The sequence below is a fragment of the Gudongella sp. QWL-04 genome (assembly GCF_058683975.1).
This window is the reverse complement of sequence record NZ_CM178754.1, coordinates 1,212,768-1,225,210: the sequence shown is the minus strand read 5'-3', so window position 1 is coordinate 1,225,210 and position 12,443 is coordinate 1,212,768. Positions and strand designations below refer to the sequence as shown.

The window sequence follows — 12,443 nt, the reverse complement described above, 5'->3', positions numbered from 1 at the left end:
CTATTATAGCCAAGAAACTTAAATAATAGGAGGAATAAAAATGTATAAGAAAATAGCATTAATAATGGCGTCGACAATGATGGTACTGGCACTGGCAGGTTGCAGCGGCGGCAGCACCCCGGCTGAAAAATCCAAGCTCGAAGAAATAAAGGCTTCTGGCAAGATTGTACTTGGAACAGCAGCAGATTACCCACCTTATGAATTTCATAAGGAAATAAACGGTCAGGATCAAATAGTAGGCTTCGACATTGAGATAGCAAAAGCTATCGCAGAAGAGATCGGTGTGGAACTGGAGATCGTGGATATGAAGTTTGAGGGACTTTTACCTGCACTGGTTACCGATGACATTGATTTCATCATAGCAGGTATGGTAGCCACTGAAGAGCGTAAGGAATCTGTAGATTTTTCAATACCCTACTACCAGGCACAGCAAAGATTCGTAGTTAAGGCAGCAGATGCTGATACACTTAAAACTCCGGAGGACTTTGCAGGCAAGAAGATAGGTGCGCAGAAATCAACCATTCAGGAAAACATTGCTATGGAGCAGTTCACTTCAGCTGAGTATATTGGACTTAGTAAAATCACTGATCTTATACTGGAGTTGAAGAATAGTAAGGTCGACGGAGTTATCCTGGTTGAGCCTGTAGCCAAAGCCTATGTTAAGCAAAACAGCGACCTTTTCCTTGCAGAGCAAGTGCTAGGACAGGAAGATGGTGTTGCAGTGGCTGTCAACAAGGGAAATGGAGATTTCCTGGCAGAGATAGACAAAATATTGCAAAAGCTGATAGACGAAGGCAAAATTGAGCAGTTTATAGCAGATGCCACCGAACTGGCAGAAGAATAAGATATTCCCCGGCAAAAGAGAAGCGCTTCTCTTTTGCCTTTTTAATGCATAAAAGGAGGCTTTTGTTTGGATATCTTTGATATTGAGTTTATAATGAAATATTACAAGTATTTTATAAGGGGAACCACGGTTACCTTGGGAGTAAGCTTCTTTGGAGTCATATTTGGAACTATAGTAGGAGTTCTTTTAAGTCTGATGAAGCTTTCGAACAACAAAATACTGAAGGGAGTTTCCACCTCATACATCGAACTAGTAAGAGGTACACCACTTTTAGTCCAGCTCTATATAGTCTATTACGGATTTCCAATGTTTCTTCCATTTGAGCTTAGCAGATTGACATTGGGTACCATAGCAGTACTATTGAACAGCGCAGCCTATGTGGCTGAAATCATCCGTGCAGGGATACAATCAATAGATAAGGGACAAATGGAGGCAGCCAGATCTTTGGGAATGCCATATGGGATGGCAATGAGACATATAATTATACCTCAAGCCTTCAAAAACATTCTACCTGCACTCGGAAACGAGTTTATAGTCCTGATAAAGGAATCGGCAATAATATCGGTTGTGGGGATCCATGATATAATGTACAATGCTGACACACTGAGGGGTATAACCTATAAGCCATTCATACCTTTGGTATATGCGGCTTTGATCTATTTCGTTATAACTTTCTCGCTGTCAAAGCTATTGGGTGTTTTCGAAAGGAGGTTGCGTGCTGGTGATACAAACAATTAACCTAAATAAAAAGTTTGGCAGCCTGCATGTCCTTAAGGACATAAGTGAAACCATAAATGATGGCGAGGTAGTCGTGATCATAGGCCCCAGCGGCTCCGGAAAGAGCACCTTTCTTAGATGCCTGAACCTGCTTGAAGAGCCAACAAGCGGAGAGATACTCCTTGATGGAGTAAATATCACCGATAAAAGCAATGATATTAACAAGCAGCGTGAAAAGATGGGTATGGTATTTCAGCAATTCAACTTGTTCCCGCACAAGACAGTTATGGAAAATATCACCCTCGCTCCGATCCAGGTCAAGGGGGTGTCAAAAGCTGATGCCGAAGAAATCGGGTGGAAGCTTCTTAAAAGAATCGGACTTGAGGAAAAGGCAGACGCTTATCCTAACCAGCTCTCAGGAGGTCAAAAACAGCGTATTGCTATTATAAGAGCCTTAGCAATGAATCCTGAGGTCATGCTGTTCGATGAGCCTACCTCTGCTTTGGATCCTGAAATGGTCGGAGAGGTACTGGAGGTAATGAAGGAGCTTGCACGTGAGGGAATGACCATGGTAGTAGTTACCCATGAGATGGGCTTCGCCAAAGAGGTAGGTGATAGAGTGATTTTCATGGATGAAGGTGTTATGCTTGAACAAGGGACACCAAAAGAGCTTTTCAATGATCCAAAGAACCTGAGAACTCAGGATTTTTTAAAAAAGATTTTGGTGTAGATTTAGCGATAAGCACTGAAAAACAGCTATTAATCGGTAGTAGGTAATTGCAAGGGCGACCATTGGTCGCCCCTAAGAACTTGGATTCTTCAGCGAGCCTCAGAATGACAACTCATTTATTGTCATCCCGAGCGTAGTCGAGGGATCTTTTTTATTGTTAATTTTTGTTTTATCGCATGGTTGTCAATTGTCCATTGATTTCCCCTTTCCCCTGGCGTTTTCTTGACCCTTATAGTATAATATCCTTGAATATTTCAGATCTGGAGGAAATTTGATGCTTTACGCAATGCTGGCGTTTTCTATATTGGCTGGGATCGACAAGCTGCTTAACAACAAATTCGGTTTGGGAGTCAAGTTCGACGAAGGTTTTAAGGCGATGGGAGGTCTTGCCCTAACTATAATAGGGATTTACAGCCTATCACCCATAATTGCATCAGCTGCAACTCCCATACTCCTGCCGCTGGCAAATCTGCTTCACACAGATCCATCAGTATTTATCGGCAGCATATTGGCCACAGACCTGGGAGCATATAATACAAGTCTGGAGATAGCCAGAAGCGAAAGCATGGTAGCATTTAACGGAGTTATACTTGCATCCACTCTGGGAGCTACGATTTCCTTTACGGTTCCTGTAGCAACTAACCTCATATCTGCAAGGGACTTCGACTATTTTGCAAAAGGGATCCTGGCAGGGATAGTAACTGTACCTGTCGGTATGGTGATTGCAGGCTTTATGTTGAAAATTTCAGCTGTTGAGGTAATTATGAATCTACTTCCGGTGATAGTGTTTTCAGCATTGATAGCATATGGTCTAATAAGGTTTCAGGATAAGATGGTGTCAATTTTTGGTATCGTAGGAAAATTAGTTTTAGGTTTAAGTACATTTGGCCTTCTTATTAGTATCTACAGCTATTCGACAGGCTATATGATAGTAGAGGGGATGCTTCCTCTGGAAGATGCCGTAATGCTTGTATTCACAATTGCAGTTGTTTTATCAGGTGCTTATCCTATGCTTTACTTTCTTCAGAGAAGGTTATCAAGGGTGCTCCGGAAGGCTTCAACAAGGTTTGGACTTGACGAGTACTCGATACTTGGACTATTTTCATCACTTGCCAGCTGCCTCCCTATGATGGGGGTTTATCATGAAATGAACTGGAAAGGGAAAATGTTGAACGCAGCATTTTCAGTTAGCGGGTCATTTGTTCTCGGTGGGCAGTTAGGTTATGTATCTTCTGTATCTCCGTCCTCGGTAAATGCCTTCATCGCAGCGAAACTCACTGCAGGACTTGCTGGCGTGGCTGTTGCAGGAATATTGATCAAGCAGGAATCAAATAAGGGAGGAGTTAGAGATCATGACAAATAATAAACTTGAAGCATTGAGGAACCTAATGAAGGAGAGAGGGCTGGATGCCTATATTGAGCCCACCTCGGATCCTCATCAATCAGAGTATGTAGCTGATCATTACAAAGGAAGAGCATACCTGACAGGATTTACAGGATCAGCAGGGATAGCAGTTGTGACAATGGATGAAGCCATTCTTTGGACTGATGGAAGATACTTTATTCAAGCTGAGAACCAGATCAGGGATACTGGATTTATACTCTATAAAATGAACACACCCGGCTATCCAACCTATAAGCAGTGGATTCAGGACAACCTTAAGGATGGTGCAACTATTGGCATGAATGGCAGGATAGTTTCCCAAGGATTTGTGGAATCCATACTTGATGATTTAGAGAAGATAGAGCCTATAGTTTATGATGGAGAAGATCTTGTAGGAATGATATGGGAGAATAGACCAGAGCTTTCCAAAAACAAGCTTATATGTCTGGATGAAGAGTATACAGGAGAATCCGCACTGAGTAAACTGACTCAAATAAGGGAAGAAATGAAGGGAATCAGAGCAGATTTTTACCTTCTTGGCAGCCTTGATGATATAGCGTGGCTTTACAACATCCGAGGTGGTGACGTGAAGTGCAACCCCGTAGTAATGTCCTATGCCCTAATTTCAGAGGATGAGGCGATTTTGTATCTTGATATGGATAAATTGGATGATGTAGCAGCAGACCTCCTAATGAAACAAGGAGTACATTGTAGACATTATGAGGATGTTGTTGATCACTTGGCCTCAATAAGCAAAGATAAGTCCATCGTTCTGGACAAAGAACGGATCAACAGGTGGATTTTCAGCTCAATACCTGAAGAATGCACAATAATCGACAAACCAAACCTTACAACTCTCCTTAAAGGGGTCAAAAACAAGACCGAGATAGAAAACCAGAGATTGGCTTATATAAAAGACGGGGTTGCTTTGACAAAATTCTTCTACTGGCTTCACAACAATCTCGGCAAAAGACGAATCACTGAGGTGGATGCAGCAGACCAGCTTCTCCAGTTTAGAAAAGACATGGAGAGTTTTATAGAGCCAAGCTTTGATACAATTGCTGCGTATGGTGCAAATGCCGCAATGATGCATTATTCTGCTACGGAAAACGATCATGCGGTCCTCGAAAGAAATGGTCTTTTCCTTCTTGATTCTGGCGGTCAATACCTCAACGGAACAACAGATATCACAAGGACAGTTGCATTAGGAGATCTTACTCCTGAAGAGAAAAAAGATTTTACTCTTGTCCTAAAAGGTCATATAAACCTAATTTCAGCAAGGTTCCTTCAAGGAAGCTCAGGTCATGCACTGGACGTGCTTGCAAGATACCCACTGTGGATGGAGGGAGAGGATTATAAGTCCGGAACAGGTCATGGAGTAGGATATTTGCTAAATGTACACGAAGGACCACACAGAATAGCGACTATGCCAAATAGCGTCGCCCTAGAGCCAGGGATGGTTGTTACGATTGAGCCTGGTATATATAAGGAAGGAAAGCATGGGATAAGGACTGAGAATGTGGTTGTTGTAAAAGAGGATATTAAAACAGACTCAGGTCAGTTCCTTAAATTCGATATGCTTTCATGGTGCTATATCGATACTGAGTGTATAGATGTAGACCTATTGTCGCCAAAAGAAAAAGATTGGTTGAATAACTATAATAAAAATGTTTATGAAAAACTTAGCCCTTATTTAGAGGGAGATATAAAGACCTGGTTGAAAGAGAAGACCAGAGAGATATAGTTAACGAAGCTGCATAACCAGAAGATTTTTAATAGGAAGCTCTCATTAGCATAAAATGGAGGTTAGATAGTTTTTACGGACCGCTCTCGGCTGCTTGGCCGGTAAATGTCCCCAAAGCTGCTAACCTCCGATCTTCTTTAAGCAAATGTAAAGCTCAAGGTACCAGGTTCCCATTCATTATTGGATAGCTGTGATCAATTGCTGTTTATGGTATAATTTAGCTATCAATAGATAAAGGTGATAATGTGACAGATTTCAGTGAACAACTAAAACAACTTCCAGATCTCCCGGGAGTATATTTAATGAAGGACAAAGCTGGAGAGATCATATACGTTGGAAAGGCGATCTCTCTTAAGAAGAGAGTGCGTCAATATTTTCAGGCCTCTGGCAATCATTCTCCAAAGGTCGCCAACATGGTCAGGAATATCCATGACTTCGAGTATATAATTGTTAATAATGAGGTTGAGGCTCTGGTTCTGGAGTCCAACCTTATTAAGAGCAACAAGCCTAAATACAATATCCTTTTGCGTGATGACAAGCAATACCCATATATAAAGGTAACAGTCCAGGAAAGGTATCCCAGAGTCCTGAAAACAAGGCAGATTGAAAGGGATGGGGCTAAGTATTTCGGACCTTATCCAAGTGCCACGGCTGTTAACGAGGCGATCGAGATCTTTCACAGGACATTCCCCTTGAGAAACTGCCGGCTCAACCTGGATAAAGAGGGTCAACAATTCAAGCCCTGCTTGAACTATCACATAGGTAGATGCCTTGGCCCATGCAGGGGAAATGTTGATGAAGCTTTATATAGTGAGATGATAGATAAGGTACTGGATTTTCTGTCTCTTAAGGATGATTATCTGGTAAAAATGCTGGAAGACAAAATGAAAAGGGCTTCTCAGGAACATAATTTTGAGGCTGCAGCCTCATTTCGGGATCAGATACAGGCACTTATGACTTTGCATGAGAAGCAGAGAGTTGATGCTGCGTCAAACGTAGAGCAGGACGTTATTGCAATGGCAAGAGGCGTCGAGGAGGTAGTCGTCCAGGTTTACTTCATAAGAGATGGAAAGATAGTCGGAAGAGAGCACTATATAATGGAAGATTCATATCTTGAGGATAGAAGTGAGATTATGGAAGCCTTCGTCAAGCAGTTTTACATGGGAGCCTCATACATCCCTAAGGAACTTCTACTGGAGGAAGCCATTGGAGACAGTGACTCGATCCAAAGCTGGCTGTCCAGCATGAGAGGCTCTAAGGTCTCGATCCAGGTACCATCCAAGGGAGATAAGTCTCAACTGATACGCATGGCTAAAGAGAATGCGCTGGAAATGTTAAATAAATATGGAGATAAATTCCTTCGAAAGCACAGGGAGAATTTAAAAGCCCTGGAGGAGCTTCAGGGAAACCTGGGTCTGGAAGACAGGCCTGAAAGACTGGAGGCTTTCGACATTTCGAATATAAGCGGCGTTGGCTCCGTTGGATCGATGGTCGTATTTGAGAAGGGCGAGCCTAAAAAATCCGACTATAGAAGGTTCAGAATAAGATCATTGAGTACTCCTGATGATTATGGGAGTATGGTTGAGGTACTTGAGAGAAGATTTCTAAGAGGACTGACGGACAAAAATGGTGAGGATCAACAAAGAGAGAAAAATGGGTTTACACTTCTACCTGATATAATAATGATAGATGGGGGTAAAGGTCAGGTAAACAGGGTCCAATCCCTTCTAGAGAAAATGGGTGTCGAGATTCCGGTATGCGGAATGGTCAAGGATCAATTCCATAAGACCAGGGGATTGATATACAATAATAAGGAAATTTCCTTAGACAAGGATAGTCTTGCATTCAAAATGGTTTACAGGATCCAGGAGGAAGCTCATCGTTTTGCGATCAGCTACCACAGAAGCTTAAGATCCAAGGATATGTTCAGATCTGAATTGGATGGTATCCCAGGGATAGGTGAGAAAAGAAAAATGGAGCTTTTAAGGCATTTTCAAAGCATATCTAAAATCAAGGAAGCAACTATCCAGGAGCTGTGTGAAGTAAGGGGAATGAATGTGAAAGCTGCAGAAAGTGTTCGGAATCACTTTCAAATGAAGGAGGAGTAGATATGGATAAAAAGCTTTATTTGTCTGATACGGACAAAAAAATTGCTGGAGTATGCGGCGGCATAGCCGAATATTTCGGGATAGACTCTACGCTGATAAGACTTGGTTGGGTATTCCTGCTTTTGCCGACAGCTTTTATTGGCGGAATAGTGATGTACTTTCTGGCAGCAGCAATAATACCCCATAGACCACCAGAGGGTATGTAAAGGAGGATGCCTATGGACCATGTTTTGTTGAGTGATTTGATAAATGAACTGGGACTTGATCGGATATACATCTCAGACGACGTTGATTCTGTATGTATAGAGACTACTGATATAAGCCGGCCTGGACTGCAAATGGCAGGATACTATGAAAAATTCGTTCCGGAGAGAGTACAGGTGATTGGTAGCGCTGAGTGGCATTTTTTAAGAGATATGGATGAATCAGATAGACTTCATGTCCTGGAAAAGTTCATTCAATACCCCATCCCGGTTATAATAGTGACAAGAGGGAATGAAGTATTTCCAGAACTGATAGAGCTTTCAAAGAAATACAATAAGACACTTCTCTATAGTGAAAAGACCACCTCAAAGGTTATAGGAGAGTTGGTTTCATACCTTGGACTTAAGCTGGCACCTACAACCAGTCTACATGGAGTACTGCTGGAGGTATTTGGGGTTGGAGTCCTATTGACCGGGAAATCAGGGATCGGGAAATCCGAAACTGCTCTGGACCTTATTACCAGGGGATGCAGGCTGATATCCGATGATGTTGTCGAGATAAAGAGAGTGGAAGATACACTTAGAGGCTCCTGTCCTGAACTGACAAGATATTTCCTTGAAATCAGGGGAATTGGAATTCTTGACATCGAAAGGTTATACGGTATAAGTGCAGTAAAGCAATACGACTATTTGGATATGGTCGTAGAGCTGGAGGCATGGAATCCCGATAAGGAATATGATCGAGTTGGTCTTGAGGAAGAAACTATTGAAATACTGGGTATTAAACTGCCGAAGGTCACGATCCCTGTTAAGCCCGGCCGGAGTATTGCAATGATCGTAGAAGTTGCTGCAAAAAACAACCGACAAAAGAGGCTAGGCTACAATGCCGCAGAGGAGCTCAATGAAAGAGTGAGGAAGTCAATACTGGAGAGGAAAGCCAACAAGAATGCAAGGAATTAAGCGCTCTTGACCGGGGAAATATGAAGGAATATTAAGTTGACATCCATTTCATTGTTTAATATACTTAAATATGATAACGGATTTTTTAACAAATTCAGGAGGGCAATGCCCTCTTACATTTTATCAACCATATACCATATCAAGGAGGTACTATACATGGGTAAAGTTATGAAGACCATGGATGGTAACACAGCTGCAGCGTACATATCCTACGCATTCACAGATGTAGCTGCGATATACCCTATCACACCATCATCAAACATGGCCGAATCAGTAGACGAATGGTCTGCACATGGCAAGACTAATATCTTTGGGCAAAAGGTATTGGTAACAGAGATGCAGTCAGAGGCTGGAGCAGCTGGAGCAGTTCACGGTTCACTACAGGCGGGAGCCTTGACCACTACATACACAGCATCTCAGGGACTATTATTGATGGTTCCAAACATGTACAAAATGGCGGGAGAACTTCTGCCGGCAGTGTTCCATGTGTCAGCAAGAGCATTGGCTTCGCATGCGCTTAGCATCTTTGGCGATCACCAGGACGTAATGGCTACAAGACAAACAGGTTTTGCATTACTTGCATCAGGTTCAGTTCAGGAGGTAATGGATCTTGCAGGAGTAGCACATCTTTGTGCTATAAAGGGGAGAGTTCCATTCCTGCATTTCTTCGACGGCTTCAGAACAAGCCACGAGGTTCAAAAGGTTGAGGTTATGGAGTATGACGACCTAGCTAAGCTTCTTGATTGGGATGCACTAAAAGAGTTCAGGAACAGAGCTTTGAATCCAGCAAATCCTGTAACCAGAGGAACTGCACAGAATCCTGACATCTACTTCCAGGCTGCAGAGGCTTCAAATCCATACTATCTTGCAGTACCGGATCTTGTAAATGACTACATGAAGGAAATAAACAAGGTAACAGGAAGGGATTACAAACCATTCAATTATTATGGACACCCTGAAGCTGAGCATGTAATGGTAGCTATGGGATCTGTGACAGAGGCAGCTGAAGAGGTAGTTGACTACCTAATGGCTAAGGGCGAGAAGGTTGGTTTGATGAAGGTCCACCTTTACAGACCATTCTCAGAGAAGTATTTCTTCGACGTTATGCCTGCATCTGTAAAGAGAATAGTTGTACTTGACAGAACAAAGGAAAAGGGAGCTCTCGGAGAGCCGCTGTACCTGGATGTTAAGAACCTGTATTATACCAAAAATGATCAGCCTATCATAGTTGGCGGAAGATACGGACTAGGCTCAAAGGATACAACACCTTCTCAAGTTTTGGCAGTATTCAAGAATCTAAAAGCTGAAGCTCCAAGGGATGGATTTACAGTAGGTATAGTTGACGATGTAACTAACCTTTCACTTCCAGTTGATGAGATAATTGAAACTGAGCCTGAGGGAACCATCCAATGTAAATTCTGGGGATTCGGGTCTGACGGTACCGTTGGAGCTAATAAGAGCGCTATAAAGATCATCGGTGACGACACAGATATGTATGCTCAGGGATATTTTGCATACGACTCTAAAAAATCAGGCGGGGTTACTATCTCTCACTTGAGATTTGGAAACAGTCCGATAAAATCGACTTACCTGATTTCAAGCGCTGACTTCATTTCCTGTTCCAAACAGTCTTATGTAAACAGCTATGACCTGTTGAAGGGACTTAAGAAGGGCGGAACCTTCCTTCTCAACTGTCTATGGGATGAGAAGGAGCTTGAGGAGAACCTTCCTGCTTCAATGAAGAGATACATTGCAGAGAACGAGATCAATTTCTATACTATAAATGCAACAAAGATCGCTGTCGAGATCGGTCTTGGCGGAAGAACAAATATGATCATGCAATCAGCCTTCTTCAAGCTTTCAAAGGTTCTTCCGTTGGAAGCTGCCGTAGAGCATTTGAAGAAGTCAGTTATTCATGATTACGGCAAAAAGGGCGAGAAGATCGTCAACATGAACTACGCTGCAATCGATAAAGGTATAGATGCTCTAGTCAAGATAGAAGTTCCAGCTTCCTGGAAGGATGCCGTTGACGCTAAGGTTGAAGCAAAAGAAGTTCCGGACTTTATCAAGAACGTAGTAGAGCCTATGAACAGACAAGAGGGAGACGACCTTCCAGTAAGTACATTCGTTGGAAGAGAAGACGGTACCTTCCCACATGGAACCTCTGAATTTGAGAAGAGAGCCATAGCAGTTGATGTACCGCATTGGATAAAAGAAAATTGCATCCAGTGTAACCAATGTTCTTATGTTTGCCCTCACGCAGTAATAAGACCTATACTCGTCGATGCCGATGAGAAGGCAAAAGCGCCAGGGACCTTCGAGACTCTAGCTCCAACAGGCAAAGGATTTGATGGACTTGAGTACAGGATCCAGGTATCTCCATTGGACTGTACAGGCTGCGGAAACTGTGCCGATGTATGTCCTGCCAAGGAGAAGGCTCTTGTAATGACTCCATTTGAGGAAGAGTACGAAGTACACTCCAAGAATTGGGAATTTGCAATGACAGTAAAGAACAAAGGCGACAGATTCGAAACTAACATATTGAAAAATACTCAATTCCAGCAACCACTTCTCCAGTTCTCAGGAGCTTGTGCAGGCTGTGGAGAAACTCCATATGCTAAACTTGTAACTCAGCTATTTGGAGACAGAATGATGATCGCCAACGCAACTGGATGTTCATCGATTTGGGGAGCTAGTGCTCCTGCAACTCCTTACTGCGCAGGTCAGGATGGAAGAGGACCATCATGGGCAAACTCACTGTTCGAAGACAACGCTGAGTTTGGATATGGTATGGCAGTAGCAGTCAAGAAGATCAGAGAAAAAATAAAGCTTGCCATGGAAGAGTTTTTGGCAGCTGGAGTAGATTCAGAGCTTAACGAGCACTTCAACGCATGGCTTGTAGGAATGAACGATGCAAATGCTTCAAAGGCAGCAGCAGGAATGATCCTTCCAAGACTTAACGTTAAATTCGGAAATGAAAAAGCAGATGCAGCAATTAAGCTTATCGCTGAACTAAAGGATTACATGATAAAGAGATCAATGTGGATATTCGGTGGTGACGGATGGGCATATGACATCGGCTTCGGTGGACTTGACCACGTATTGGCATCAGGTGAGGACATCAATGTTCTTGTATTTGACACAGAGGTTTACTCAAATACAGGTGGACAGTCATCAAAAGCAACCCCAACTGCAGCTGTAGCAAAATTTGCAGCTTCAGGTAAGAAAATAAGAAAGAAAGATCTCGGTATGATAGCTGCCACCTATGGTTATGTATACGTAGCTCAGGTTGCTATGGGAGCTAACATGAACCAAACTCTCAAGGCTCTTAAGGAAGCTGAGAGCTATGATGGTCCATCACTTGTTATTGCATATGCACCATGTATCAACCACGGAATCAAATCAGGTATGGGAACCACTATCAAACAAGAAAAGCTTGCAGTTGACACAGGATACTGGCATCTGTACAGATTCGATCCAAGACTATCTGATGAAGGCAAGAATCCGTTCGTACTTGACTCCAAGGAGCCTACAAGACCGGTTACTGACTTCCTTGATTCAGAGGTCAGATATACTTCACTTAAGCTATCCTTCCCAGAAGAAGCTGAGATGCTCTACAAAGCAGCTGAGGTTGCTTCTAAGGCAAGATACGAAGTATACAAGAGAATGGCAAGAGACTAATTTCAAAAAGCTGTCACCTTCGGGTGACAGCTTTTTTTAGTTAAAGACCCTTCGATGTGGTATAATATATGG

The 12,443-nt window shown here is 42.7% G+C and carries 9 protein-coding genes; all 9 read left to right on the top strand.

Features of this window, described 5'->3' with window-relative positions:
• Positions 1-40 precede the first annotated feature (40 nt).
• The 9 genes from AC4PHB_RS06240 to nifJ all read left to right on the top strand — a co-directional run bounded on the left by AC4PHB_RS06240 (position 41) and on the right by nifJ (position 12,371).
• Positions 41-844 (top strand): transporter substrate-binding domain-containing protein, encoded by an 804-nt coding sequence (locus tag AC4PHB_RS06240; RefSeq protein ID WP_492135592.1) that lies wholly within the window; start codon positions 41-43, stop codon positions 842-844.
• A gap of 66 nt (positions 845-910) precedes the next feature.
• The gene (locus AC4PHB_RS06235) at positions 911-1,582 is read left to right on the top strand and encodes an amino acid ABC transporter permease (RefSeq protein WP_492135591.1); all 672 of its coding nucleotides are present in this window, start codon (positions 911-913) and stop codon (positions 1,580-1,582) included.
• On the top strand, positions 1,566-2,291 hold the full coding sequence (locus AC4PHB_RS06230) for an amino acid ABC transporter ATP-binding protein (RefSeq protein ID WP_492135590.1): 726 nt from the start codon (positions 1,566-1,568) through the stop codon (positions 2,289-2,291). The genes AC4PHB_RS06235 and AC4PHB_RS06230 overlap by 17 nt, the downstream gene beginning before the upstream one ends.
• A 274-nt stretch (positions 2,292-2,565) precedes the next feature.
• Positions 2,566-3,654 (top strand): ethanolamine utilization protein EutH, encoded by a 1,089-nt coding sequence (gene eutH, locus AC4PHB_RS06225; protein WP_492135589.1) that lies wholly within the window; start codon positions 2,566-2,568, stop codon positions 3,652-3,654.
• Complete coding sequence (locus AC4PHB_RS06220) at positions 3,644-5,419, top strand: aminopeptidase P family protein (RefSeq protein ID WP_492135588.1); 1,776 nt, start codon at positions 3,644-3,646, stop codon at positions 5,417-5,419. Before eutH ends, AC4PHB_RS06220 begins: the two co-directional genes overlap by 11 nt.
• 302 nt (positions 5,420-5,721) lie before the next feature.
• Positions 5,722-7,527 carry an excinuclease ABC subunit UvrC gene (gene uvrC / locus AC4PHB_RS06215; protein ID WP_492135587.1) on the top strand — a complete coding sequence of 602 codons (1,806 nt, stop codon included), beginning with the start codon at positions 5,722-5,724 and terminating at the stop codon, positions 7,525-7,527.
• 2 nt (positions 7,528-7,529) lie between these two features.
• Complete coding sequence (locus AC4PHB_RS06210) at positions 7,530-7,733, top strand: PspC domain-containing protein (RefSeq protein WP_492135586.1); 204 nt, start codon at positions 7,530-7,532, stop codon at positions 7,731-7,733.
• Between the two features lie 12 nt (positions 7,734-7,745).
• The gene (gene hprK, locus AC4PHB_RS06205) at positions 7,746-8,690 is read left to right on the top strand and encodes an HPr(Ser) kinase/phosphatase (RefSeq protein WP_492135585.1); all 945 of its coding nucleotides are present in this window, start codon (positions 7,746-7,748) and stop codon (positions 8,688-8,690) included.
• A 156-nt stretch (positions 8,691-8,846) separates the two neighbouring features.
• On the top strand, positions 8,847-12,371 hold the full coding sequence (nifJ, locus tag AC4PHB_RS06200) for a pyruvate:ferredoxin (flavodoxin) oxidoreductase (protein WP_492135584.1): 3,525 nt from the start codon (positions 8,847-8,849) through the stop codon (positions 12,369-12,371).
• Positions 12,372-12,443 lie beyond the last annotated feature (72 nt).

Coding starts and splice junctions, on each gene's coding strand:
- hprK (WP_492135585.1), top strand. CDS start 7,746: ATGGACCATGTTTTGTTGAGTGATTTGATAAATGAACTGGGACTTGAT.
- AC4PHB_RS06210 (WP_492135586.1), top strand. CDS start 7,530: ATGGATAAAAAGCTTTATTTGTCTGATACGGACAAAAAAATTGCTGGA.
- nifJ (WP_492135584.1), top strand. CDS start 8,847: ATGGGTAAAGTTATGAAGACCATGGATGGTAACACAGCTGCAGCGTAC.
- uvrC (WP_492135587.1), top strand. CDS start 5,722: ATGAAGGACAAAGCTGGAGAGATCATATACGTTGGAAAGGCGATCTCT.
- eutH (WP_492135589.1), top strand. CDS start 2,566: ATGCTTTACGCAATGCTGGCGTTTTCTATATTGGCTGGGATCGACAAG.
- AC4PHB_RS06220 (WP_492135588.1), top strand. CDS start 3,644: ATGACAAATAATAAACTTGAAGCATTGAGGAACCTAATGAAGGAGAGA.
- AC4PHB_RS06240 (WP_492135592.1), top strand. CDS start 41: ATGTATAAGAAAATAGCATTAATAATGGCGTCGACAATGATGGTACTG.